This is a genomic window from Sphingosinithalassobacter sp. LHW66-3 (assembly GCF_050703275.1).
In the GTDB taxonomy this organism is placed as follows: Bacteria; Pseudomonadota; Alphaproteobacteria; order Sphingomonadales; family Sphingomonadaceae; genus Sphingomonas.
Map to the genome: position 1 here is coordinate 1,350,982 of NZ_CP193482.1, position 21,652 is coordinate 1,372,633.

At 65.0% G+C, this 21,652-nt stretch carries 31 protein-coding genes and 1 pseudogene; 2 read left to right on the forward strand and 30 right to left on the reverse strand.

Features of this window, described 5'->3' with window-relative positions; all coding sequences use genetic code 11:
* Positions 1–26: 26 nt before the first annotated feature.
* The 27 genes and pseudogenes from secY to rpsL all read right to left on the reverse strand — a co-directional run bounded on the left by secY (position 27) and on the right by rpsL (position 17,006).
* Positions 27–1,391: a preprotein translocase subunit SecY gene (gene secY / locus ACQ450_RS06420; RefSeq protein ID WP_431470960.1), complete on the reverse strand. Its 1,365-nt coding sequence runs from the start codon at positions 1,389–1,391 to the stop codon at positions 27–29.
* A 230-nt stretch (positions 1,392–1,621) separates the two neighbouring features.
* Positions 1,622–2,152, reverse strand: a complete 531-nt coding sequence (gene rplO, locus ACQ450_RS06425; protein WP_431470961.1) for a 50S ribosomal protein L15 — start codon at positions 2,150–2,152, stop codon at positions 1,622–1,624.
* Positions 2,153–2,243: 91 nt separating this feature from the next.
* A complete protein-coding gene (gene rpmD, locus ACQ450_RS06430) occupies positions 2,244–2,420 on the reverse strand; it encodes a 50S ribosomal protein L30 (protein ID WP_188055839.1) in 177 nt (58 codons plus the stop codon).
* Between the two features lie 6 nt (positions 2,421–2,426).
* Positions 2,427–3,134 carry a 30S ribosomal protein S5 gene (gene rpsE, locus ACQ450_RS06435; RefSeq protein WP_262504018.1) on the reverse strand — a complete coding sequence of 236 codons (708 nt, stop codon included), beginning with the start codon at positions 3,132–3,134 and terminating at the stop codon, positions 2,427–2,429.
* 1 nt (position 3,135) lies between these two features.
* The gene (rplR, locus tag ACQ450_RS06440) at positions 3,136–3,480 is read right to left on the reverse strand and encodes a 50S ribosomal protein L18 (protein WP_188056378.1); all 345 of its coding nucleotides are present in this window, start codon (positions 3,478–3,480) and stop codon (positions 3,136–3,138) included.
* 14 nt (positions 3,481–3,494) lie between these two features.
* Positions 3,495–4,028: a 50S ribosomal protein L6 gene (rplF, locus tag ACQ450_RS06445; protein WP_188055840.1), complete on the reverse strand. Its 534-nt coding sequence runs from the start codon at positions 4,026–4,028 to the stop codon at positions 3,495–3,497.
* Entirely contained in the window at positions 4,028–4,423 is a 396-nt protein-coding gene (gene rpsH / locus ACQ450_RS06450) for a 30S ribosomal protein S8 (protein ID WP_188055841.1), read from the reverse strand. The genes rplF and rpsH overlap by 1 nt, the downstream gene beginning before the upstream one ends.
* Before the next feature lie 10 nt (positions 4,424–4,433).
* Complete coding sequence (rpsN, locus tag ACQ450_RS06455; protein ID WP_188055842.1) at positions 4,434–4,739, reverse strand: 30S ribosomal protein S14; 306 nt, start codon at positions 4,737–4,739, stop codon at positions 4,434–4,436.
* Between the two features lie 19 nt (positions 4,740–4,758).
* Entirely contained in the window at positions 4,759–5,343 is a 585-nt protein-coding gene (gene rplE, locus ACQ450_RS06460) for a 50S ribosomal protein L5 (RefSeq protein WP_188055843.1), read from the reverse strand.
* Complete coding sequence (gene rplX, locus ACQ450_RS06465; RefSeq protein WP_188055844.1) at positions 5,336–5,653, reverse strand: 50S ribosomal protein L24; 318 nt, start codon at positions 5,651–5,653, stop codon at positions 5,336–5,338. Before rplX ends, rplE begins: the two co-directional genes overlap by 8 nt.
* Positions 5,653–6,021: a 50S ribosomal protein L14 gene (rplN, locus tag ACQ450_RS06470; RefSeq protein ID WP_188055845.1), complete on the reverse strand. Its 369-nt coding sequence runs from the start codon at positions 6,019–6,021 to the stop codon at positions 5,653–5,655. The genes rplX and rplN overlap by 1 nt, the downstream gene beginning before the upstream one ends.
* A 188-nt stretch (positions 6,022–6,209) precedes the next feature.
* Positions 6,210–6,488 (reverse strand): 30S ribosomal protein S17, encoded by a 279-nt coding sequence (gene rpsQ, locus ACQ450_RS06475; protein ID WP_188055846.1) that lies wholly within the window; start codon positions 6,486–6,488, stop codon positions 6,210–6,212.
* A gap of 9 nt (positions 6,489–6,497) precedes the next feature.
* A complete protein-coding gene (gene rpmC / locus ACQ450_RS06480; protein ID WP_188055847.1) occupies positions 6,498–6,701 on the reverse strand; it encodes a 50S ribosomal protein L29 in 204 nt (67 codons plus the stop codon).
* Positions 6,702–6,706: 5 nt separating this feature from the next.
* Positions 6,707–7,138 carry a 50S ribosomal protein L16 gene (gene rplP / locus ACQ450_RS06485; protein WP_188055848.1) on the reverse strand — a complete coding sequence of 144 codons (432 nt, stop codon included), beginning with the start codon at positions 7,136–7,138 and terminating at the stop codon, positions 6,707–6,709.
* A gap of 19 nt (positions 7,139–7,157) precedes the next feature.
* Positions 7,158–7,853 (reverse strand): 30S ribosomal protein S3, encoded by a 696-nt coding sequence (gene rpsC, locus ACQ450_RS06490; protein WP_188055849.1) that lies wholly within the window; start codon positions 7,851–7,853, stop codon positions 7,158–7,160.
* Between the two features lies 1 nt (position 7,854).
* Positions 7,855–8,235, reverse strand: a complete 381-nt coding sequence (rplV, locus tag ACQ450_RS06495; RefSeq protein WP_188055850.1) for a 50S ribosomal protein L22 — start codon at positions 8,233–8,235, stop codon at positions 7,855–7,857.
* Positions 8,235–8,513 carry a 30S ribosomal protein S19 gene (gene rpsS, locus ACQ450_RS06500; RefSeq protein WP_188055851.1) on the reverse strand — a complete coding sequence of 93 codons (279 nt, stop codon included), beginning with the start codon at positions 8,511–8,513 and terminating at the stop codon, positions 8,235–8,237. The genes rplV and rpsS overlap by 1 nt, the downstream gene beginning before the upstream one ends.
* Positions 8,513–9,355 (reverse strand): 50S ribosomal protein L2, encoded by an 843-nt coding sequence (gene rplB / locus ACQ450_RS06505; protein ID WP_188055852.1) that lies wholly within the window; start codon positions 9,353–9,355, stop codon positions 8,513–8,515. Before rplB ends, rpsS begins: the two co-directional genes overlap by 1 nt.
* Complete coding sequence (locus ACQ450_RS06510; protein WP_188055853.1) at positions 9,355–9,675, reverse strand: 50S ribosomal protein L23; 321 nt, start codon at positions 9,673–9,675, stop codon at positions 9,355–9,357. Before ACQ450_RS06510 ends, rplB begins: the two co-directional genes overlap by 1 nt.
* Positions 9,668–10,291, reverse strand: coding sequence for a 50S ribosomal protein L4 (rplD, locus tag ACQ450_RS06515; RefSeq protein ID WP_188055854.1), 624 nt, complete (start codon positions 10,289–10,291; stop codon positions 9,668–9,670). Before rplD ends, ACQ450_RS06510 begins: the two co-directional genes overlap by 8 nt.
* Entirely contained in the window at positions 10,292–11,047 is a 756-nt protein-coding gene (gene rplC, locus ACQ450_RS06520; protein ID WP_431470962.1) for a 50S ribosomal protein L3, read from the reverse strand. It abuts the gene before it with no gap.
* Positions 11,048–11,319: 272 nt separating this feature from the next.
* Positions 11,320–11,631 (reverse strand): 30S ribosomal protein S10, encoded by a 312-nt coding sequence (gene rpsJ / locus ACQ450_RS06525; RefSeq protein ID WP_034161642.1) that lies wholly within the window; start codon positions 11,629–11,631, stop codon positions 11,320–11,322.
* A 400-nt stretch (positions 11,632–12,031) separates the two neighbouring features.
* Positions 12,032–12,265: pseudogene (locus ACQ450_RS06530) on the reverse strand (GIY-YIG nuclease family protein); the annotation flags it as partial.
* A 311-nt stretch (positions 12,266–12,576) separates the two neighbouring features.
* Positions 12,577–13,767, reverse strand: a complete 1,191-nt coding sequence (gene tuf, locus ACQ450_RS06535) for an elongation factor Tu (RefSeq protein WP_188055857.1) — start codon at positions 13,765–13,767, stop codon at positions 12,577–12,579.
* Positions 13,768–13,845: 78 nt separating this feature from the next.
* Complete coding sequence (fusA, locus tag ACQ450_RS06540) at positions 13,846–15,918, reverse strand: elongation factor G (RefSeq protein WP_188055858.1); 2,073 nt, start codon at positions 15,916–15,918, stop codon at positions 13,846–13,848.
* Positions 15,919–16,111: 193 nt separating this feature from the next.
* Positions 16,112–16,582 carry a 30S ribosomal protein S7 gene (gene rpsG, locus ACQ450_RS06545; RefSeq protein ID WP_188055860.1) on the reverse strand — a complete coding sequence of 157 codons (471 nt, stop codon included), beginning with the start codon at positions 16,580–16,582 and terminating at the stop codon, positions 16,112–16,114.
* Positions 16,583–16,634: 52 nt separating this feature from the next.
* Positions 16,635–17,006: a 30S ribosomal protein S12 gene (gene rpsL / locus ACQ450_RS06550; protein WP_022691828.1), complete on the reverse strand. Its 372-nt coding sequence runs from the start codon at positions 17,004–17,006 to the stop codon at positions 16,635–16,637.
* Between the two features lie 255 nt (positions 17,007–17,261).
* Here rpsL and ACQ450_RS06555 point away from each other — a divergent pair, with 255 nt between their 5' ends.
* The gene (locus ACQ450_RS06555) at positions 17,262–17,927 is read left to right on the forward strand and encodes a hypothetical protein (protein ID WP_431470963.1); all 666 of its coding nucleotides are present in this window, start codon (positions 17,262–17,264) and stop codon (positions 17,925–17,927) included.
* 89 nt (positions 17,928–18,016) lie between these two features.
* Positions 18,017–18,403 (forward strand): bactofilin family protein, encoded by a 387-nt coding sequence (locus ACQ450_RS06560; protein WP_431470964.1) that lies wholly within the window; start codon positions 18,017–18,019, stop codon positions 18,401–18,403.
* 87 nt (positions 18,404–18,490) lie between these two features.
* On the opposite strand, the gene ACQ450_RS06565 is transcribed toward ACQ450_RS06560, so the two are convergent.
* The 3 genes from ACQ450_RS06565 to ACQ450_RS06575 form a co-directional block, all read right to left on the reverse strand.
* Entirely contained in the window at positions 18,491–19,078 is a 588-nt protein-coding gene (locus ACQ450_RS06565; RefSeq protein ID WP_431470965.1) for a DUF4142 domain-containing protein, read from the reverse strand.
* Positions 19,079–19,304: 226 nt separating this feature from the next.
* On the reverse strand, positions 19,305–20,705 hold the full coding sequence (gene lpdA, locus ACQ450_RS06570) for a dihydrolipoyl dehydrogenase (RefSeq protein WP_431470966.1): 1,401 nt from the start codon (positions 20,703–20,705) through the stop codon (positions 19,305–19,307).
* A gap of 125 nt (positions 20,706–20,830) precedes the next feature.
* A complete protein-coding gene (locus ACQ450_RS06575; protein ID WP_431470967.1) occupies positions 20,831–21,595 on the reverse strand; it encodes a PPC domain-containing protein in 765 nt (254 codons plus the stop codon).
* Between the last annotated feature and the right edge of the window lie 57 nt (positions 21,596–21,652).

Sequence of the window (21,652 nt, forward strand, 5' to 3'; positions counted from 1 at the left end):
GGCTCCTCCCCTTTTCCGCTCCGCGTTTAGCGGACGCGGCCGCCCTTCAGCTTCGCCTTCTTGATCAGGTCGCCATATTGATGGGCAAGCAAGTGGCTCTGGATCTGGGTCACGGTATCCATCGTCACGTTGACGACGATCAGCAGGCTGGTGCCGCCGAGGATGAACGGAATGCCCAGTTCGGCGATCAGATATTCCGGCAGCAGACAGATCAGCGTCAGATAGGCCGCACCGATCACGGTGATGCGCGTCAGCACATAGTCGAAATATTTCTCGGTGTTCTTGCCCGGGCGGATGCCGGGAATGAACCCGCCGTGCCGCTTCAGATTGTCGGCAGTCTCCTCAGGATTGAAGACGACCGCCGTGTAGAAGAAGGCGAAGAAGATGATGCCCGCGCCATAGAGCGCCATGTACACCGGGCTGCCGTGCTGCAGATACTGATTGAGCGTGAGCAGCGTCTCGCCCCACCAGCCCGATTCGGTACCCGGCTGACCCGCGAATTGCGTAATCGTGAGCGGCAGCAGCAGCAGCGACGAGGCGAAGATCGGCGGGATGACGCCGGCGGTGTTGAGCTTGAGCGGCAGATGGCTGCGCTCGGCCTGCACGCCACGCGCCGTCTGCCGCTTGGGATACTGGATCAGGATGCGGCGCTGCGCACGCTCCATGAAGCAGATGAAGAGCACCAGGCCCGCCACCGCGACGATGATCAGCGCGATTGTGATCGGATCGATCGATCCCGTGCGGCCGCTCTCGAACAGCTGGAACAGCGTCTGCGGCATATTGGCGACGATGCCGGCCATGATGATCAGCGAAATGCCGTTGCCGATGCCGCGGCTGGTGATCTGTTCACCCAGCCACATCAGGAACATGGTGCCGCCGACCAGCGAGATGACGGCCGCGACCCGGAACAGCATGCCCGGCTCGATCACGGCCTGCGCGCCCTGTGCGGCGCCGAGCGCCTCGAGCCCGGTGGCGATCACATAGCCCTGCACCGCGGTGAGCGCGACCGTGCCGTAGCGGGTATATTGGTTCAGCCGCTTGCGCCCGCTCTCGCCTTCCTTCTTGATCGCGGCGAGCGTGGGGCTGAGCGAGCTCGCCAGCTGCACGACGATCGACGCGGTGATGTAGGGCATGACGCCCAGCGCGACGATCGACATGCGCTCGAGCGCGCCGCCCGAGAAATTGTTGAAGAAATCGAGAACCCCGCCCTGCGTCTGATCGGCGAGCAGGCCGAGCGCGGTCGGATCGATGCCCGGCAGCGGCACATAGCTGAGCAGGCGGAAGATGATCAGCGCGCCGAGCGTGAACCACAGGCGCTTCTTGAGTTCGGTGGCCTTGCTGAACTTCGCGAGGTTCAGGCTCATCGCCATTTGATCGGCTGCGGATGCCATGTCTTGGATTCGTCCCGGAATTCAGGGGAGGCTGCGCCCCCCGACGTCAGGCCCATATAGGCGGTTGCGCGGGGATGTCTAAGGGGCGGTTCGAAACCGGTTCCCTTACCTGCCCGGAGCCGAACCTCTCAAAGCCCCGTCCTGCCGCAAACCGCGATTCGGCGGCTGCCCCCCCCCCCCCCCGAGGGGAAACGGGGGCGAACGGCTCGTCCCGTCCGCCCCCATCGGGTTCAGCTGCGTGCCGCCTTCTTGGCGGCGATCGTCTTGCCCTTCTTGGCCGCCGCCTTTTCGGAAGCGGGCACGATTTCCGGGATCTCGATCGAGCCACCGGCCTTTTCGACTGCTTCGCGCGCGCCCTTCGACGCGCCGGCGACGACGAAGCTCAGCTTCGCGGTCAGTTCGCCCTTGCCGAGCAGGCGAACGCCGTCCTTGCCGCCGCGCGCCAGGCCGGCCGCCTGCAGCGCCGCGTGATCGATCGTCGCCTTGGCGTCCAGCTTGCCCGCGTCGATCACCTTCTGGATCGCGCCGACGTTCACTTCGGCATAGTCCTTGCCGAACGGATTGTTGAAGCCGCGCTTCGGCAGGCGCATGTGGAGCGGCATCTGGCCGCCCTCGAATCCGTTGATCGAAACGCCCGAGCGCGCCTTCGCACCCTTCTGGCCGCGCCCGGCGGTCTTGCCCAGGCCCGAGCCGATGCCACGGCCGACGCGGACGCGCTCCTTGCGGGCGCCCTGATTGTCACGGAGATCGTTGAGTTTCATGTCGTGCACTCGCTTTCGCTATGTTCGCGCTGAAAATGAGGAAGGGGGCGATTAGCCCCCTGCCCCGCGTTTGTCGATGGCGACGAAGGCTTCAGCCTTCGACCGACACCATATGCTGCACCTTGCGGATCATGCCGCGCACCTCGGGGGTGTCGTCGAGCTCGACCGTGCGATGCATCTTGTTGAGGCCAAGGCCGATCAGCGTCGCGCGCTGATCCTTGGTGCGGCGGATCGGCGATCCGGTCTGGGTGATCTTCAGCTTCGCCATCCCGGCTTACTCCGTCACTGCCGCGGCATCCGCCTCGGCAGTCTGCGATCCGCCACGGCCGAGCAGGTCGGCGATCTTCTTGCCGCGACGCTGCGCCACCGACTTCGGCGACGTCTGCTCGCCCAGCGCCTCGAAGGTCGCACGGATCATGTTGTAGGGGTTCGACGTGCCGATCGACTTGGTCACCACGTCGGCGACGCCCAGGCTCTCGAACACGGCGCGCATCGGGCCACCGGCGATGATGCCGGTACCGGCAGGCGCCGAGCGGAGATAGACCTTGCCCGCGCCGAAATGGCCACGGCCGTCATGATGCAGCGTCCGGCCCTCGCGCAGCGGCACGCGGACCATCTTCTTCTTCGCCGCGGCAGTCGCCTTCGAAATCGCCTCCGGCACCTCGCGCGCCTTGCCATGGCCGAAGCCGACACGACCCTTGCCGTCGCCCACGACGACCAGCGCCGCGAAGCCGAAGCGCTTGCCGCCCTTCACCGTCTTCGACACGCGGTTGATGTGAACCAGCTTCTCGATCAGCTCCTCGCCGCCGTCGTCCGGACCACCGCGACGATCGTCGCGACGCCCACGGCCACCGTCACGGCCGCCGCGGCCACCGCCGCGATCATTGCCGCCGCGCCCGCGTCCGCGTCCGCCACGACCCTGCTGCTCCTGCGGCTGGCCGGCGCCCTGCGCCTCGACGTTCTGGTTGTTCTCGTCGGCCATCTTAGAACTCCAATCCGCTCTCACGCGCGGCATCCGCCAGCGCCTTCACGCGACCGTGATAGAGGAAGCCGCCGCGGTCGAAGACGACCTGCGTCACGCCGGCGGCCTTGGCGGCTTCCGCCACCCGCTTGCCCACTTCCTTGGCCGCATCGATGTTCGCGCCGGTCTTGCCGCGCACGTCCTTGTCCAGCGTGGACGCGGCCGCGACGGTCTTGCCCTCGGCGTCGTCGATCACCTGGGCATAGATATGCTTGCCCGAACGATGGATCGACAGCCGCGGACGGCCGCCGCTGCGTGCACGCAGCGCCGTGCGATTGCGCCGACGGCGCTTCTCGAAGAGCGACATTCCCTTGGTGCTGATCACTTCTTCTTCCCTTCCTTCCGGAAGATATACTCGCCGGCGTATTTGATGCCCTTGCCCTTGTACGGCTCGGGCTTGCGCCAGCGGCGGACCTCGGCGGCAAACTGGCCCACGGCCTGCTTGTCGATGCCGCTGATCTCCACCGTCGTCTGGTCGGGCGTCTTCACTTCGATCCCGGCCGGCACGTCCATGTCGACGTCATGGCTGAAACCGAGTTGCAGCTTGAGCTTCTTGCCCTGGGCGTTGGCACGATAGCCGACGCCGCTGATCTCGAGGCGCTTCGAAAAGCCCTCGGTCACGCCGGTGACGAGGTTCTGCAGCAGCGTGCGCTGCATGCCCCAGAACGAACGCGCGCGCTTGGTGTCGTTGACCGGCTTCAGCGCGATGCCACCGTCGGTGAGCTCGTAGCTCACCAGCGGATCCTTCGGCATGGTGAGAGTGCCCTTGGGCCCCTTCACCGAAATCTCGGCACCGTCGACACTGGCGGTTACGCCTGCCGGAATCGCGACCGGCTTCTTGCCCGTGCGGCTCATCAGAAGACCTCCGCGAGAACTTCGCCGCCCACATTCTGTTCGCGCGCTTCGGCGTCGGACAGAACGCCCTTGGGCGTCGAGACGATGGTGATGCCAAGGCCGTTGCGCACCTTCGGAAGCTCCTGCGAGCCCGAATAGACGCGGCGGCCGGGCTTCGATACGCGCGCGACGTGCTTGATCGCCGGCTGGCCCTCGAAATACTTCAGCTCGATGCGGATGCCCGCCGCCGGGCCCATCTGCTCTTCGCTGTAGCCACGGATATAGCCTTCGCGCTGAAGCACATCGAGAACCCGCGCACGGAGCTTCGACGCCGGCGTGAGGACACTGTCCTTGCGCGCGCGCTGGCCGTTGCGGATGCGGGTGAGCATGTCACCCAGGGGATCGGTCACTGCCATGATCTGTTCCTTACCAGCTCGACTTGGTCACACCGGGGATCAGGCCCTTGTTGGCCAGATCGCGCAGCATGACGCGGGCGAGACGGAACTTGCGGTAATAGCCGCGCGGACGGCCGGTCAGCTCGCAGCGGTTGCGCACGCGGGTCGGGTTCGCGTTGCGGGGAATCTCCGCCATCTTGAGGCGCGCGATCAGACGCTCGGTCTCGTCGAGCGACTCGTCGTTCGCGATCGCCTTCAGCTTCGCGTACTTGGGCGCATACTGCTTCACCAGCTTCTTGCGCTTTTCGTTCTTATTGATCGAACTCAGTTTCGCCATGACTTAAGTTCTTCCTTCCTTACGCTGCCTGCTTCGCTTCACCGTCCGCATCCTGCGGGAACGGGAAGCCGAAGAGACGCAGGAGCTCGCGAGCCTCTTCGTCGGTCTTCGCGGTGGTGGTGACGATCACGTCCATGCCGCGCACCTTGTCGATGCGGTCATAGTTGATCTCGGGAAACACGATCTGTTCCTTGATGCCGCAGGCATAGTTGCCACGGCCGTCGAAGGACTTCGGGTTCAGCCCGCGAAAGTCGCGGACGCGCGGAAGCGCGATCGTGACGAAACGGTCCAGGAACTCGTACATCCGCTCGCGGCGCAGAGTCACCTTGCAGCCGATCGGCATGCCTTCGCGCAGCTTGAACTGGGCGATCGACTTCTTCGCGCGCGTGACGACCGGCTTCTGACCGGCAATCAGCTCCATCTCGGCCGCAGCGGCCTCGACCTTCTTCTTGTCCTGCGTCGCTTCGCCCACGCCCATGTTGAGCGTGATCTTCTGGATCCGCGGAACTTCCATCACATTCTTGTAGCCGAACTTCTCCGTCATCGCCTTGGCGACGGTTTCGTCGTACAGCTTCTTCATGCGCGGCGTGTAGTTGTCAGCCATTGATGACCTCCCCGGTCTTGACGGCGACGCGAACCTTCTTGCCGTCGCGCTCCTCGAAGCGCACGCGCGTCGGCTTGCCGTCGGCGGTCACATGCGCGACCTTCGAAACGTGGAGCGGCGCTTCCGAACGCTCGAGCCCGCCCTGCGGATTCGCCTGGCTCGGCTTGCGATGGCGAACGGCGATATTCACGCCCTCGACCACGACCTTGCCGTCCTTCGGCATCGCCTTCACGACATCGCCGGTGCGGCCCTTGTCCTTTCCGCTCAGGACGATCACGCGATCGCCCTTCTTGATCTTCGCAGCAGCCATCACAGCACCTCCGGTGCGAGCGAGATGATCTTCATGAAGCCCTTCGAACGCAGCTCGCGGACGACCGGGCCGAAGATACGAGTGCCGATCGGCTCCTCGTTCTTGTTGACCAGCACCGCGGCGTTGCCGTCGAAGCGGATCACCGAACCGTCGTTGCGGCGGATGTCCTTGGCGGTGCGCACGATCACCGCGCGGTGAACGTCGCCCTTCTTCACGCGGCCGCGCGGAGCGGCTTCCTTGACGCTGACGACGATCACATCGCCCACGCCGGCCGTGCGGCGCTTCGAGCCGCCCAGCACCTTGATGCACTGCACGCGCTTCGCGCCGCTGTTGTCCGCGACGTCGAGATTCGACTGCATCTGGATCATCGATCCGGTTCCTTCTCAATTGGCCTGCCGGGAAAGCCCGGTGGTTCCGCTAAAATGCTCCTGCCGCCCGCTTGTGGTGAGGAGAGGCTGCGCTTGTCGCAGCCTCGTCTCGAACCACCGCCCTGCGATACGCCGCTTCGCCAAGCTCAGCGGCACCTCAGGACGAACGGGCAGCAGCGAAACTCTCGTTACGCCGCCGCTTCCGCCGCGACCTGCTCGGGGGTCGCATGGGTGTTCACCCGCGCGATCACCTTCCAGGTCTTCAGCTTGGAGATCGGCGCGGTCTCTTCGATCCGCACGGTCTCGCCGGCCTTGTACTCATTGCCCTCGTCATGGGCGTGATACTTCTTCGAACGGCGGATGATCTTGCCGTAGAGCGGGTGCTTCACCTTGCGCTCCACCAGCACCACCACCGTCTTATCGGCCTTGTCGGACACGATCTGCCCGGTCAGCACGCGCTTCGGCATGATGTTTCCTTACTTCCCGGCAGAACGAGCACGCTCGTTCTGCAGCGTCTTGATGCGGGCGATGTCCCGGCGGACTTCCTTCACGCGGCTCGACTTCTCGAGCTGCTGCGTGGCGGCCTGAAACCGCAGGTTGAACGCCTCGCGCTTCAGATTGCCGAGCTGCTCGGTAAGCTGGTCGTCGGACTTGGTCCGCAGGTCTGCTACGTTGCTCATCTCGTTCAGCCCTCCAGGTGCGACGTGTCGCCGAGGCGCGCCACGACCTTGGTCTTGATCGGCAGCTTCATCGCCGCACGCTCGAATGCTTCCGCCGCGAGCGGGCCGGGAACGCCGTCCAGCTCGAACAGGATACGGCCGGGCTTCACGCGCGCCGCCCAGAATTCGGGCGAACCCTTGCCCGAGCCCATGCGGACTTCGGCAGGCTTGCTCGACACCGGAACGTCCGGGAAGATGCGGATCCACAAACGCCCCTGGCGCTTGATGTGGCGCGTGATCGCGCGGCGAGCCGCCTCGATCTGACGCGCGGTGATCCGCTCCGGCTCCATCGCCTTCAAGCCATAGGCGCCGAAATTCAGCGTGGTGCCGCCCTTGGCATCGCCATGGATGCGACCTTTGAACGCCTTGCGGAACTTGGTGCGCTTCGGTTGCAGCATTGTTCTAGTTCCTCAAATCTCAGCGCGCCGGGCGCACACCGGAGGTCTGTGCCTCCAGCGTCAGCCGGTCCGTCGCCATCGGATCATGGCCCAGGATCTCGCCCTTGAAGATCCAGACCTTCACGCCGCACACGCCATAGGCGGTGTGGGCCTCGGCCTCGGCATAGTCGACGTTCGCGCGCAGCGTGTGCAGCGGAACGCGGCCCTCGCGATACCATTCGGTGCGGGCGATCTCCGCGCCGCCCAGACGGCCGCCGCAGGTGATCCGGATGCCCTCGGCACCCAGACGCAGCGCCGACTGCACCGCGCGCTTCATCGCGCGACGGAAGGCGATACGGCGCTCCAGCTGGTCCGCGACGCCCTGCGCGACGAGCTTGGCGTCGACTTCGGGCTTGCGGATCTCGACGATGTTAAGGCTCACGTCCGAGCTCGTCATCGACGCCAGCTTCTTGCGGAGCTTCTCGATGTCCGCGCCCTTCTTGCCGATGATCACACCGGGACGGGCGGCATAGACGGAGATGCGGCACAGCTTGGCCGGACGCTCGATCACCACCTTCGAGATCGCGGCCTGGGGCAGCGTCTCGACGATGTACTTGCGGATCTTGAGATCCTCCAGCAGCAGCCGGCCATAGTCATGGCCTTCCGCGAACCAGCGGCTGTCCCAGGTCCGGTTGATCTGCAGCCGCAGACCGATGGGGTTGCTCTTCTGACCCATCTTACGCCTCTTCTTCCTGTTCGCGCACCACGATCCGGAGCCGGCTGAACGGCTTCAGGATGCGCGTCGACTTGCCGCGGCCACGGGTGTGGAACCGCTTCATGGTGATCGACTTGCCGACCGACGCCTCGGCGACGACGAGCGCGTCGACATCGAGGTTGTGGTTGTTCTCGGCGTTCGCGATCGCGCTCGCCAGAACCTTGCGGGCGTCGACCGCCATCGCCTTCTTCGAGAAGGCGAGGATGTTCAGCGCCTCGTCGGCCTTCTTGCCGCGGATCAGGCCCGCGACGAGGTTCAGCTTCTGCGCCGACCCGCGAATCTGCGTGCCGACCGCCAGCGCCTCATTGTCCGCCACGCGGCGGGGAGCTGCCTGCTTGCTCATCAGCGCTTGCCCTTCTTGTCCGCGGCATGGCCGGGGAAGAAGCGCGTCGGCGCGAATTCACCCAGCTTCATGCCGACCATGTCCTCATTGACCGACACCGGCACGAACTTGCGGCCGTTGTAGACGTTGAACGTCAGGCCGACGAACTGCGGCAGGATCGTCGAGCGGCGCGACCAGGTCTTGATCGGCGCGGCGCGGCCACCGGCCTCCTGCGCGGCTTCCGCCTTGTTGAGCAGGTGCAGGTCGACGAAGGGACCCTTCCAAACCGAACGAGCCATTACTTCTTCCTCGCGTGACGCGACCGGATGATCATCTTGTCGGTCGACTTGTTCTTGCGGGTGCGCGCACCCTTGGTCGGCTTGCCCCACGGAGTGACCGGATGACGGCCGCCCGAGGTCCGGCCCTCACCACCGCCGTGCGGGTGGTCGACCGGGTTCTTGGCCACGCCGCGGGTCAGCGGGCGCTTGCCCAGCCAGCGGTTACGGCCGGCCTTGCCGAGGTTCTGGTTCTGGTTGTCGGGGTTCGACACCGCGCCCACCGTCGCCATGCAATTGGCGTGGATGTAGCGCTGCTCGCCCGAGTTCAGACGGACGATCACCATGCCGCGGTCACGGCCGACGACCTGCACATAGGTGCCCGCCGAGCGCGCGATCTGGCCGCCCTTGCCCGGCTTCATCTCCACATTGTGGACGATGGTGCCGACCGGCATCGAGCCCAGCTCCATGGCGTTGCCCGGCTTCACGTCGGTCTTCTTGTCGGCAACCACCTTGTCGCCCACGCCCAGGCGCTGCGGCGCAAGGATATAGGCATAATCGGCCTCGGCCTCGGTGCCGTAGTTGACCAGCGCGATGAAGGCGGTGCGGTTGGGATCATATTCGATCCGCTCGACCGTTCCTTCGACGCCCCACTTGCGGCGCTTGAAGTCGATGATGCGATAGCGCTGCTTGTGACCGCCCGCGATGCCGCGCGACGTGACATGACCCTTGTTGTTGCGACCGCCCGTCTTGCGCTTGCCTTCGGTCAGCGCCTTCACCGGACCGCCCTTGTGCAGACCCGAACGGTCCACCAGGATCAGTCCGCGACGCGCCGGCGACGTCGGATTGTAATTCTTGAGTGCCATTACGCCTTCACCCCCTGGGTGACGTCGATCATGTCACCCTCGGCGAGGGTCACGATCGCCTTCTTCATGTCCGACCGGCTGTAGGGCTTGCCCTTCCAGCGCTTGGTCTTGCCCTTCTGAACGATCGTGTTCACGCCCTTCACCTTGACGTCGAACAGCGCCTCGACCGCAGCCTTGATCTCCGGCTTGGTCGCGTCGTTCGCAACCTTGAAGACCACTGCGTTCGCCTCGGAGACGAGCGTCGCCTTCTCGGTGATGTGCGGCGCGACGATCACGTCGTAATGACGCGTGTCGATCGCTGCCTTGTCCTTCTTAGCCATTGAAGCGCGCCTCCAGCTTCTCGACCGCCGCCTTGGTGAGCACCAGCGTGTCGTGCTTCAGAATGTCGTAGACGTTCGCGCCGATCGCCGGCAGCACGTCGACGTGCGGCAGGTTGCGGGCGGCGAGCGCGAAATTCGTCTCGACCGCGTCGCCGTCGATGATCAGCGTCGACTTGCCCACGCCCAGCTTCTCGAACTGGCCCTTGAGCGCCTTGGTCTTCGCATCGCCATCGAGCGTGTCGAGCACGATCAGCGAACCGCCCTTGGCGTGGCTCGACAGCGCCATCTTCAGGCCCAGCGCGCGAACCTTCTTGTTCAGCGACGGATTGAAGTCGCGCAGCCGGGCGCCGTGCGCCTTACCACCACCGATGAAAATCGGAGCGCGGCGATCGCCGTGACGCGCCGTACCGCCGCCCTTCTGGCGACCGAACTTCTTGCCGGTGCGCGCAACGTCCGAGCGCTCGCGCGTCGGGCGCGCGGTGCCCCGGCGCTTCTCGAGCTGCCAGGTGACGACGCGATGCAGGATGTCGGCGCGCGGCTCGACGGCGAAGATCGCGTCGTTGAGCTCGATGTCGCCGCCAGCCTTGGCGTCGAGGGTCTGAACCTTGACCTTCACTTAGCCCTCCTGGCCTTCGGTCGCTTCCGGCGCAGCCGCTTCGTCAGCGGGCGTATCGGCGGGAGCATCGTTGTTGTTGTTCGCGGACTTGATCGAGGCCGGGAACGGCGCGTCGGCGTGGCGCGGCACCTTCACCGCATCCTTGACGACCAGCCAGCTGCCCTTGTGACCGGGCACCGAGCCCTTCACGAAGATCAGACCACGCTCGACGTCGGTCGAGACGATCTCGAGGTTCTGCTGCGTGCGGTTACGGTCACCCATATGGCCGGCCATCTTCTTGTTCTTGAAGACCTTGCCGGGATCCTGGCGTTGACCGGTCGAACCGTGCGAACGGTGCGAGATCGACACACCGTGCGTGGCGCGCAGACCGCCGAAGCCCCAACGCTTCATGGCGCCGGCGAAGCCCTTGCCCTGCGTGCGGCCGGAAACGTCGACCATCTGGCCGGTGACGAAATGGTCGGCGGCGATTTCCGCGCCCACTTCGATCAGGCCATCTTCCTCGACGCGGAATTCGCAGAGCATCGCTTTCGGCTCGACCTCGGCCTTGCCGAAGTGGCCGCGCTGCGGCTTGGCGACATTCTTGGCCTTCGCGCTGCCCGCACCGATCTGAACGGCAACATAGCCGTCGCGATCGGCGGTGCGCTGCGCGACCACCTGGACGCTCTCCATCGCCAGAACGGTCACCGGCACGTGCCGGCCGTCGTCCTGGAACAGGCGCGTCATGCCCAACTTCTTCGCGATCACGCCAGTGCGCATGATCCATCACTCCTCAATACAGAGGCCCCCGCCGGACGATTCCGTCGGGGGCATGCTCAGCCCAAAAACTAAATGCGGGCCCCGTCCGGGCTGCGGCTTTCCGGCGGACCGGAAATGACGGGGAACGCGGTCCCGGGACAGGCCCGGCGGTATTCCATGTCTCGATGAGGTTGCCCTCACGGCTCACCCCTCAGGGGAGCCTTGCTTCCTTGCTTCGGGCATCGCCCAGTGGAGGAAGCCGAATCTCGTTTAGCTCGAGAAGAGCGGCGCCTTTACGCGAGCTTGATCTCGACGTCAACGCCAGCGGCCAGGTCGAGCTTCATCAGCGCGTCCACCGTCTGCGGAGTCGGCTGCACGATGTCGAGCATGCGCTTGTAGGTGCGAACCTCGAACTGCTCGCGCGACTTCTTGTCGATGTGCGGACCGCGGTTCACGGTGAACTTCTCGATGCGCGTCGGCAGGGGAATGGGACCGCGAATGAGCGCGCCGGTGCGGCGGGCCGTGTCGGCGATGTCGCCGGTGGCCTGATCGAGCACGCGGTGATCGAACGCCTTCAGGCGAATACGGATATTCTGCGTTTCCATGTCCCTACCAATGCGAAAGAGCGGGGCGACTTCCCCTGCTGCGCCGATCCCGGCGTAGCGGGCGTGTCACCTCTTGCTGTTCAAAACGTCAAACGGAAGCGGGGCCTCTACAGGGCGAAGCGATTCGGATCAAGGGGCGCGCGAGGATTTTCGCTTCCCCATCGTCGGCCCGGACCTGATCCGGGCCAGGGCTGCGTTCACCCTATCGAAGACGCGCGACAACTAGAGAAAGAAGAAGCCCAGCCCCGGGTCAAGCCCGGGGCGACGGAACTGGAGGGAAGGCGACGGGTCTCCACGTCGGCCCGGACCTGATCCGGGCCCAGGCTCACCTCCACTAGACCAGATCATCGAACAAATCCCGCCACTCCGGATTGGCCTTCTCGATCAGCGCGAACTTTCACTCGCGCAGCCAGCGCTTCAGCCGCTTCTCGTGCGCGATGCAGGCGGTGATGTCCTCGCCATGTTCGGCCCACACCAGCCGAACCAGCCCACGCTCCCGACAATGATCGGAGCCGCTACCGGATTGATGCTGACCGATGCGCACGGCAAGATCCGCAGTCACGCCGACATACATGCCCTCGCGATAGCGGTTGGCCATGATGTAAACCCACCCGCCCTGCGGTGCGCGCGCCATGCATCGAGGAAAGAAGAAGCCCCGGCCCCGGGTCAAGCCCGGGGCGACGGAATTCGAGGCGATCGAAGCTCTCCACTACGTCGGCCCGGGCTCGACCCGGGCCAGGGCTGCCCTGCCTTCTCCGTTCAGCAGTGCGCCATCGCACTCCAGCGGGGACGGACACTAGAGACTTGCCACAGGAACGGGAGTGCCCTCTCGCCCGCCTCTGGAGCTTTTGGGGAGCACGGATGCGATACTGCGAGCCGCAACAAAAAACCCGGCCTCCCTTTCGGGAAGCCGGGCTCTTGTCTCTCAGCCCTTGCGGGCGTCGATTACTTGTCGATGCCGCTCACGACGCCGGCGCCGACGGTGCGGCCGCCTTCGCGGATCGTGAAGCGCTGGCCGACGTCCATGGCGATCGGCGCGATGAGCTTGACGCCCAGCGCGACGTTGTCGCCCGGCATCACCATCTCGGTGCCCTCGGGCAGCTCGACGGTGCCGGTCACGTCGGTCGTGCGGAAGTAGAACTGCGGACGATAGTTCGCGAAGAACGGCGTGTGACGGCCGCCCTCGTCCTTCGACAGGACGTACACTTCCGACTTGAACTCGGTGTGCGGCGTGATCGAACCCGGCTTGGCCAGAACCTGACCGCGCTCGACGTCTTCACGGCCGACGCCGCGGAGCAGCGCACCGATGTTGTCGCCGGCCTGGCCCTGGTCGAGCAGCTTGCGGAACATCTCGACGCCCGTGACGGTCGTCTTGCGGGTGTCGTTGATGCCGACGATCTCGACTTCCTCGCCAACCTTGACGATGCCGGTCTCGACGCGGCCGGTGACCACCGTACCGCGACCCGAGATCGAGAACACGTCTTCGATCGGCATCATGAACGGCTTGTCGAGCGGACGCTCGGGCTCGGGGATGTACGAGTCGACCTGGTTCATCAGCTCGAGAACGGCGTTGTGGCCGATCTCGCGGTTGCTGTCCTCGAGGACGGCAAGCGCCGAACCCTTGACGATCGGAATGTCGTCGCCCGGGAATTCGTACGAGCTCAGCAGCTCGCGGACTTCCAGTTCGACCAGCTCGAGCAGTTCCTCGTCGTCGACCATGTCGACCTTGTTGAGGAACACGACCATCGCCGGCACACCGACCTGACGGGCGAGCAGGATGTGCTCGCGGGTCTGCGGCATCGGGCCGTCGGCGGCCGAAACCACCAGGATCGCGCCGTCCATCTGCGCCGCGCCGGTGATCATGTTCTTCACATAGTCGGCGTGGCCGGGGCAGTCGACGTGCGCATAGTGGCGGTTGGCGGTCTCATACTCGACGTGCGCGGTCGAGATGGTGATGCCGCGCTCGCGCTCCTCGGGCGCCTTGTCGATGTTCGCGAAGTCGACGGCGGTACCGCCACCGGCTTCCGCCAGAACCTTCGTGATCGCGGCCGTCAGCGACGTCTTGCCGTGGTCGACGTGGCCGATCGTGCCGATGTTGAGGTGCGGTTTGTTCCGCTCGAACTTTGCCTTCGCCATAGTTTCCTACCTTCTGATCAAATCCGTGGCGAATCGCGGGCGCCGCGGGAAGCGTCGCCCTTAGCGATCCGTTTCGCGTTACGCCAGCTTCGCCTTCACTTCGTCGGCCACATTCTGCGGCACTTCGTCATAGTGCGAGAACTGCATGCTGTACTGGGCACGTCCCTGGGTGAACGAGCGAAGCTGGTTCACATATCCGAACATGTTGGCCAGCGGGACCATCGCCTCGACCACCTGTGCGTTGCCGCGGCTGTCGGTGCCCTGAATCTGGCCGCGACGGCTGTTCATGTCGCCAATCACGTCGCCCAGATAATCCTCGGGCGTCACAACCTCGACCTTCATGATCGGCTCGAGCAGCTTGATGCCCGACTTCTGCGCCGCTTCGCGCATCGCGCCGCGGGCACAGATTTCGAACGCCAGCGCCGACGAGTCGACGTCGTGGTACGCACCGTCGGTGAGGTGCACCTCGAAGTCGATGATCGGGAAGCCGATCAGCTGACCCGTCTCGGCGGTCTCGCGGAAACCCTTTTCCACCGACGGGATATATTCGCGCGGGATGTTGCCGCCCTTGATCTCGTCGAAGAACTGGAAGCCCGAACCGCGCTCGCCCGGAACGACAGTGACCTTCACGCGGCCGAACTGGCCCGAACCGCCCGACTGCTTCTTGTGGGTATAGTCGATGTCGACCTTCTTCGCGAGATATTCGCGATAGGCCACCTGCGGCGCGCCGACGTTCGCCTCGACCTTGAACTCGCGCTTCATGCGATCGACGAGAATGTCGAGGTGAAGCTCGCCCATGCCCTTGATGATCGTCTGGCCCGATTCATGGTCGGTCGACACGCGGAACGAAGGATCCTCGGCGGCGAGGCGGTTGAGCGCTATGCCCATCTTTTCCTGGTCGGCCTTGGTCTTCGGCTCCACCGACAGCTCGATCACGGGCTCGGGGAATTCCATCCGCTCGAGGATGATCGGCTTGTTCGCGTCGCACAGCGTGTCGCCGGTCGTCGTTTCCTTCAGACCCGCAATGGCGACGATGTCACCGGCATAGGCCTCGTCGATGTCCTCACGCGAGTTGGCGTGCATGAGGAGCATGCGGCCGATCTTTTCCTTCTTGTCCTTCACCGAGTTCAGGTACGAGCCCTTGGTGAGCTTGCCCGAATAGATGCGGGTGAAGGTCAGCGTGCCGACGAACGGATCGTTCATGATCTTGAACGCGAGCGCCGAGAAGGGCGCGTCGTCGGACGACGGACGCGTGTCCTCCTCGTCGCTGTCCGGCTTCACGCCCTTGATGGCGGGAACGTCGAGCGGGCTCGGCAGATAATCGACCACTGCGTCGAGCAGCGGCTGAACGCCCTTGTTCTTGAACGCCGAACCGCACAGCACCGGCACAAAGCTCTGGTTCAGCGTGCCCTTGCGGATCAGCTTCTTCAGCGTCTCGGCGTCGGGCTCATTGCCTTCCAGATACGCTTCCATCGCCGCATCGTCCTGCTCGACGGCGAGCTCGATCAGATCCTGGCGATATTTGGCGGCCTTGTCGGCGAGGTCCTCGGGGATGTCGACATATTTGAACTCGGCGCCCAGGCCGTCGTTCTCCCAGACGATCCCGCGCTCGTGCACCAGATCGACGAGGCCGATCAGACCGCCCTCGATCCCAATGGGGATGTACAGAACGGCAGGCTTCGCCCCCAGACGATCAATGATCGACTGGACGCAATATTCGAAGTTGGCGCCGGTGCGGTCGAGCTTGTTGATGAAGCACATCCGCGGAACCTTGTACTTGTCCGCCTGGCGCCACACCGTCTCGGACTGCGGCTCAACGCCGGCCACGCCGTCGAAGCACGCGACCGCGCCGTCGAGCACGCGCAGCGAACGCTCGACTTCGATCGTGAAGTCGACGTGCCCGGGCGTGTCGATGATGTTGATCCGGTGGTCTTTCCAGAAACACGTCGTCGCGGCCGACGTGATCGTGATGCCGCGCTCCTGCTCCTGCTCCATCCAGTCCATCGTCGCGGTGCCTTCGTGCACTTCGCCGATCTTGTAGGACTTGCCGGTGTAATAGAGGATGCGCTCGGTCGTCGTCGTCTTGCCGGCATCGATGTGCGCCATGATGCCGATGTTACGATACGTGTTGAGCGGATCTTTGCGGGCCATTGTTCAACTCCAGCGCGGGGTCTCGCGGTTCAATTCTTCAAGGGTATCCAACCACCCCAGCCCGTGCGGGCTGAGCTTGTCGAAGCCCTGCTCTTCCCTCTTCGGCTCGAAGAAGTGCAGCCCTTCGACAAGCTCAGGGCGAACGGTGACGGGTGGAGGCGCCGGGGCGCCGCCACCCATATAGTGTTTCCCGTTACCAGCGGTAGTGGCTGAACGCGCGGTTCGCTTCGGCCATGCGATGCGTGTCCTCACGCTTCTTCACAGCGTTGCCGCGGTTGTTCGCCGCATCCATCAGCTCGCCCGAAAGGCGCGCCGACATGGTGTTCTCGCTGCGGTTGCGCGCGGCGGTGATCAGCCAGCGGATCGCCAGCGCCTGCGCACGCTCGGGACGCACCTCGACCGGCACCTGATAGGTCGCACCGCCGACGCGGCGGCTGCGGACCTCGATGCCCGGCTTGATGTTGGTCAGCGCTTCGTGGAAGACGCCGATCGGGTCCTTCTTGGCGCGCGCTTCGATCGTGTCGAGCGCGGAATAGACGATACCCTCGGCGACGGCCTTCTTGCCGTCCAGCATCACGCTGTTCATGAACTTCGAGAGCACGATATCCCCGAACTTGGGATCGGGCAGGATTTCCCGCTTTTCGGGACGACGACGACGAGACATTCGAGAACCTTTCTCTTCACTTCAGCCGTGATGGCCGGACACGCCGGCCGGCTTACTTCGGACGCTTGGCGCCGTACTTCGAGCGGGACTGCTTGCGATCCTTGACACCCTGGGTGTCGAGCACGCCGCGCAGCACATGGTAGCGCACACCGGGAAGGTCGCGCACACGGCCGCCGCGGATCAGCACCACCGAGTGCTCCTGAAGGTTGTGACCTTCGCCCGGGATGTAGCTGATGACTTCGCGCTGGTTGGTCAGGCGAACCTTGGCCACCTTGCGAAGCGCCGAGTTCGGCTTCTTCGGAGTCGTCGTATAGACACGGGTGCAGACACCGCGCTTCTGCGGGTTCTGCTCCATCGCAGGGACCTTGCTCTTGGCCTTCTGCGGGTCGCGGCCCTTGCGGACCAACTGGTTAATCGTCGGCATGAAGCCCTTCACCTTTCGACGGTTACTTTGCTGGAGCCCTGTCACAGAGAATACGAAAAGACCCCGGCGGCCTGACCGACCCCCTGGGCCTAGCGTCTCCAACAACGTTCAGCTCTTATCGACCCGAGCAAACAAAAACGGCCGGAGAACCGGCGCGCGCCCTGCTCGGGACGGGCGGCCTATAGCTGGGGTCCCGCACCCGGTCAATGGGCGCGGAAAGACTGTGGCAACAAGTTGGCGGCTACAGGCTTCGGCATGTCGCCGCAACGCCCCTCGACCGTCACGATCCGCCTCGGCCCCTCCGGCAGCCGACCCCTATGGCCGGTTCGCCGGTTCGCCGGCACGCGCGCGAAGCCGGTGCTCGTCGCGGCCGGTGCCCTGGCGGTTTCGGTGGCGCTCGCGAGGATGGGTCCGGCAGCGCCCGGCCCTGCCGCGCTGGCGCTCCACCTTGGCGGCGCCCCGGCGCTCGGCCTCATGGTTACGACCGGCCTCGGAGTTTTCGCATGGCATCTCGCGCGACTGAGCGCGACGCGACCCGCAGGTGGTCCGGCGGCGGCGGTGTTGCCCGCACTGCTCCCCGCGCTCTGCCTGCCCCAGCCGGGGATCGGCCCGCTGCTGCTCGCCGCCGCGCTCGCGCTGGCGGCGAATCGACGCGATCGGGCCCAGCAGGTCGTCGCGCTTCTGGTGCAGTGTGCCGCATGGGCGGCAGTGGCAGGCGCCGCGGGCCTTCCGCCCGCTAATGGTTTCGCAACCGTAACGGCGTTTATAGGAGCCGGGCTCGCGCTGCACCTCGGAACCGCTCGCGTCGCGAACGACAATCCCTCTCTGGAACGACGGGGAGCCAATTCGTGGCTGATCGCAGACCGCGCCTGTGGTAAAGCCTGGCCTGACTCGAACCCGGGGAAGTGGGGAGTAACCTAATGTTCAACAACAGCAATCGTGGCAGGGACAACAGCCCCACGGTGCCACCCGCGCCGCCGATGCCCTCTGCCAGCAAGAGCGGGCGCGGCATGTTTTCGGTGCTTGGGCCCGATGTGGTGGTGACCGGCAACGTCACTGCCACGAACGATCTGCACATCGATGGCCGAGTCGAGGGCGACGTCAATTGCGGCAGCCTGGCGCAAGGCTCCGAAAGCCAGATCTTCGGCAGTGTGGTCGCGGAAAGCGCGCGGCTCGCCGGATCGATCGAAGGCGCGGTGCGCGTCAAGCAGCTCACGGTCGAGCGCTCGGCCAAGATCACGGGTGATGTCGAATATGAGAACATCACCATCGAGAACGGCGGCCATATCGACGGCCGCCTGAAGCACATGAGTTCGGTCGACACCTCGTCGCGCGAGCGCCCGCGCGCCGTCGAGAGCGGAAGCTCGCCCTTCGTCTCGAACGACGAAGCGGCCTGAGCGCCACCAGCAGCTGAAAACGGAACGAGGGGCGCCCCCGGGGGGAGCGCCCCTCGCCCGCGTTTCAGCGGGGGGCGAATCGCCCGCTCACATATCGCGGATCATGTTCAGATGCCCCTCGACCACCGGCGCGGTGTTCGAGGCGAAGGTCCGGAGCGCCGGGACGTCGCCCCCGTCCGCATAGGAACGCAGCATCGACAGCGCCTGTTCGTGCGCCGCCACCTGCTGGCTCTCATAGGCGCTGTCGAATTCGCTTCCGGTCGCCGAACGCAGCGCCTCCAGGTTCGCCTGCTGCTCGGCGGTCATCTGTGGTGCGCCAACGGTCATGCCGGCCTCGCTTGCCGCCTGCATCAGATTGTTGGTCGACGCCCTATGGTCCTCCACCATTTTCGCGCCGAAGTCGCGCAGCGGCTGGGCAGTCGCCTTCTCCTGCGCGAGCTGCCCCGCCGCGATCTCATAGGCATCGCTCGCGCTGATATTGGTGATGAACTGATCCGCATTCATTGCCGCGGCGTCGCCCATCATCGCGCCGTCGTCCATCATTGCGCCGTCGTTGGCGACTCCCATGTCCGTGACGGCAAGATCTTCGGTCGTGGTCGTGGTTTCGGGTTCTCCGCAGGCGGCCAGTGCCAGGGCGGGAAGCGAAACCGCAAGCATAAGGATCTGACTTTTCATTGCTATTCTCTCCTCGAAGCTGCGCGCACAACGCGCTGCGACGCGCCTCGTTCCGGCCGGCAGATACCCAGGAGGGCCGTCCCCACGGCGGGGCCGGATTCTTGCATGCAGAGGAGCGGCAGCCCTCGCAAACGCGCGGATCGAGGCGAGCCGCAGCACCTGAGCCGCCGTTCTCCCACCCGCCGAAACGCTGTGCGACACGCGCCGCCGGCGAGGATCGTACCGCTCAGATGTGAAGCACGCGCCCATAGGCGGCCAGCACGCTTTCGTGCATCGCCTCGCTGATCGTCGGATGCGGGAAAACAGTTTCGATCAGCTCGGCCTCGGTCAGTTCACCCGTCTTGCCGATCGTATATCCCTGGATCATCTCGGTCACTTCGGCGCCGATCATGTGCGCACCCAGCAACTCGCCGGTCTTCGCGTCGAACACCGTCTTCACAAAGCCTTCGGCTTCCCCCAGCGCGATGGCCTTGCCGTTGCCGATGAACGGGAAATTGCCCACCTTCACATCATACCCCGCTTCGCGCGCCTTCGACTCGGTCAAGCCCACGCTGGCGATCTGCGGATGACAATAGGTGCAGGCGGGAATGTTCAGCGGGTCCATCGCGTGCGGCCGCTTGCCGGCGATCGCCTCGGCAGCGATCACGCCTTCGTGGCTGGCCTTGTGCGCCAGCCACGGCGGCGCAGTGATGTCGCCGATCGCCCAGACCCCGTCGACATTGGTGCGGCAGGCGCCATCGGTCTTCAGGAAGCCCCGCTCGTCCATAGCCACGCCCAGCTCCTTCAGCCCGATGTCGGCGGTGTTGGGAACGATGCCGATCGCCACGATCACATGGCTGTATTCGGTGGTCGCGGACTTGCCGTCCTTGGCCTTGATCGTCGCCGTCACGCCCTTGTCGCCGACCTCGAGCTTCTCGAGCGCGGCACCGGTATGGATCGTCATCCCCTGCTTCTTGAGCGCCTTCTCGAGATGCGCGGAAATATCCTTGTCCTCGACCGGCACGATGCGGTCGAGCATTTCCACGACCGTGACGTCCGCGCCCATATCGTTGTAGAAGCTGGCGAATTCGATTCCGATCGCGCCCGATCCGATGACGAGCAGCTTGGACGGCATCTCCGCGGGAGTCATCGCGTGGCGATAGGTCCATACCCGTTTGCCGTCGGCGGGTGCGAAGGGCAGGTCGCGCGCGCGCGCGCCGGTTGCGACAATGATGTTCCTGGCGGTCAGCTCCGTCGTCTTGCCGTCCTCGCCGGTGACGGTCAGCTTGCCCTTACCCATCAGCCTGCCGGTGCCCATGTGCACCGCGATCTTGTTCTTCTTCATCAGCCCGGTGACGCCCTTGTTGAGCTGGGAAGCGACTCCGCGCGAGCGCTTCACCACTGCGTCCAGATCGGCGCTGATCTTCTCGGCGGCCAAGCCATATTCCTTGGCGTGCTGCATGAAATGAAAGATCTCTGCGGAACGCAGCAGCGCCTTGGTGGGGATGCAGCCCCAGTTGAGACAGATCCCGCCCAGCAGCTCACGCTCGACGATCGCGGTCTTGAGGCCGAGCTGCGACGCGCGGATCGCGGCGACATAGCCGCCGGGGCCTGAGCCGAGGACGATGAGATCGTAGGATTCCGCCACGTGTCTGCCTTTCCAACCGGGGAGGGTTCGCAGCTCCAATCGGCAGCGACACCGCTCAGGTCAAGGCCGGACGAGGTGGTCGGGAGGAGCGGCCGCTCTTCGCGCGCGACCGCCCCTCCGGCCGACTACTTGCCGACCCGCAGGCGATAGGCGCCGGTCGCGCCTTCCTCGAACGACGTCGAGCGGACGATATAGTCGCCCGAAGTTTCGGGCGTGAAGATCAACAGCGAATTGAGCTCGCCGCCGCTGTCGTCGTCGCTCGCCAGCGGCTCGCCGCTGCGGCGGTCCGCCGGAAAGACCTGCACCATCGTGTCGTAATTGTCGGCGGTGAGGTGGATCCACACCGTCTCGCCGGCCGCGAGCGACACGAGATAATCGTCGAAATAACCTTGCTCCGCAGGATCGTTCGCGGTGAGCGCCCCGGTGTAGATCTGCCAGGTCATCGTCTCGCTGCCGATCGGCTGCGTCACCGGCGCCGGAAGCGGTGCCAGCGTCGCCACAGTGGCAGTGTATCCGCCGCGACCTTCGGCATCGAAGCTGGTCGCACGCAGGGTATAGGTGCCGCTTTCCTCAGGAACGAAGGTGAGCGCGGAATTCAGCGATCCGCCGGCGTCGTCATTCTCCGCGACGGGATCCGCGTCGGTAGTGCGGTAGAGCTTCAGCAGCGTATCGAAGTCCTCGGCATCGACCGACAGGCGGTAGCGCTGGCCCGCTTCGAGCGTGACGGCATGATCGTCGTAGCGCCGGCCGTCGCTGTCGGTCGCGTCCTCGTCTGCCAAGGCTCCTTCGACGGTCCAGGGCGTGCCCTGCGTCTGCGCCTGTGCGGGCACTGTGGCGAACAGTATCGCCGCCGACAGAGCGGACGCACCGAGTACGATCTTGAAGCGCATGTTACCCCTTCCCTTTGCCATGCACGGCGAATCCTGCCGCTCGTGATGGCTTAGCGC

Coding starts and splice junctions, on each gene's coding strand:
- ACQ450_RS06575 (WP_431470967.1), bottom strand. CDS start 21,595: ATGCGCTTCAAGATCGTACTCGGTGCGTCCGCTCTGTCGGCGGCGATA.
- rplV (WP_188055850.1), bottom strand. CDS start 8,235: ATGAGCAAGCAGGCAGCTCCCCGCCGCGTGGCGGACAATGAGGCGCTG.
- rplO (WP_431470961.1), bottom strand. CDS start 2,152: ATGAAACTCAACGATCTCCGTGACAATCAGGGCGCCCGCAAGGAGCGC.
- rpsE (WP_262504018.1), bottom strand. CDS start 3,134: ATGGCCGACGAGAACAACCAGAACGTCGAGGCGCAGGGCGCCGGCCAG.
- tuf (WP_188055857.1), bottom strand. CDS start 13,767: ATGGCGAAGGCAAAGTTCGAGCGGAACAAACCGCACCTCAACATCGGC.
- rplN (WP_188055845.1), bottom strand. CDS start 6,021: ATGATCCAGATGCAGTCGAATCTCGACGTCGCGGACAACAGCGGCGCG.
- rpsS (WP_188055851.1), bottom strand. CDS start 8,513: ATGGCTCGTTCGGTTTGGAAGGGTCCCTTCGTCGACCTGCACCTGCTC.
- rpsC (WP_188055849.1), bottom strand. CDS start 7,853: ATGGGTCAGAAGAGCAACCCCATCGGTCTGCGGCTGCAGATCAACCGG.
- ACQ450_RS06560 (WP_431470964.1), top strand. CDS start 18,017: ATGTTTTCGGTGCTTGGGCCCGATGTGGTGGTGACCGGCAACGTCACT.
- rpsG (WP_188055860.1), bottom strand. CDS start 16,582: ATGTCTCGTCGTCGTCGTCCCGAAAAGCGGGAAATCCTGCCCGATCCC.
- rpsJ (WP_034161642.1), bottom strand. CDS start 11,631: ATGGAAACGCAGAATATCCGTATTCGCCTGAAGGCGTTCGATCACCGC.
- rplB (WP_188055852.1), bottom strand. CDS start 9,355: ATGGCACTCAAGAATTACAATCCGACGTCGCCGGCGCGTCGCGGACTG.
- rplE (WP_188055843.1), bottom strand. CDS start 5,343: ATGGCTGACAACTACACGCCGCGCATGAAGAAGCTGTACGACGAAACC.
- rplC (WP_431470962.1), bottom strand. CDS start 11,047: ATGCGCACTGGCGTGATCGCGAAGAAGTTGGGCATGACGCGCCTGTTC.
- rplF (WP_188055840.1), bottom strand. CDS start 4,028: ATGAGCCGCACGGGCAAGAAGCCGGTCGCGATTCCGGCAGGCGTAACC.
- rplP (WP_188055848.1), bottom strand. CDS start 7,138: ATGCTGCAACCGAAGCGCACCAAGTTCCGCAAGGCGTTCAAAGGTCGC.
- rpsH (WP_188055841.1), bottom strand. CDS start 4,423: ATGGCAGTGACCGATCCCCTGGGTGACATGCTCACCCGCATCCGCAAC.
- rpsN (WP_188055842.1), bottom strand. CDS start 4,739: ATGGCGAAACTGAGTTCGATCAATAAGAACGAAAAGCGCAAGAAGCTG.
- rpsQ (WP_188055846.1), bottom strand. CDS start 6,488: ATGCCGAAGCGCGTGCTGACCGGGCAGATCGTGTCCGACAAGGCCGAT.
- rplX (WP_188055844.1), bottom strand. CDS start 5,653: ATGGCTGCTGCGAAGATCAAGAAGGGCGATCGCGTGATCGTCCTGAGC.
- rplR (WP_188056378.1), bottom strand. CDS start 3,480: ATGTCGCTCTTCGAGAAGCGCCGTCGGCGCAATCGCACGGCGCTGCGT.
- fusA (WP_188055858.1), bottom strand. CDS start 15,918: ATGGCCCGCAAAGATCCGCTCAACACGTATCGTAACATCGGCATCATG.
- ACQ450_RS06555 (WP_431470963.1), top strand. CDS start 17,262: ATGTCGCCGCAACGCCCCTCGACCGTCACGATCCGCCTCGGCCCCTCC.
- rpsL (WP_022691828.1), bottom strand. CDS start 17,006: ATGCCGACGATTAACCAGTTGGTCCGCAAGGGCCGCGACCCGCAGAAG.
- secY (WP_431470960.1), bottom strand. CDS start 1,391: ATGGCATCCGCAGCCGATCAAATGGCGATGAGCCTGAACCTCGCGAAG.
- rpmD (WP_188055839.1), bottom strand. CDS start 2,420: ATGGCGAAGCTGAAGATCACCCAGACCGGATCGCCGATCCGCCGCACC.
- ACQ450_RS06510 (WP_188055853.1), bottom strand. CDS start 9,675: ATGGCTAAGAAGGACAAGGCAGCGATCGACACGCGTCATTACGACGTG.
- ACQ450_RS06565 (WP_431470965.1), bottom strand. CDS start 19,078: ATGAAAAGTCAGATCCTTATGCTTGCGGTTTCGCTTCCCGCCCTGGCA.
- rpmC (WP_188055847.1), bottom strand. CDS start 6,701: ATGAGCAACGTAGCAGACCTGCGGACCAAGTCCGACGACCAGCTTACC.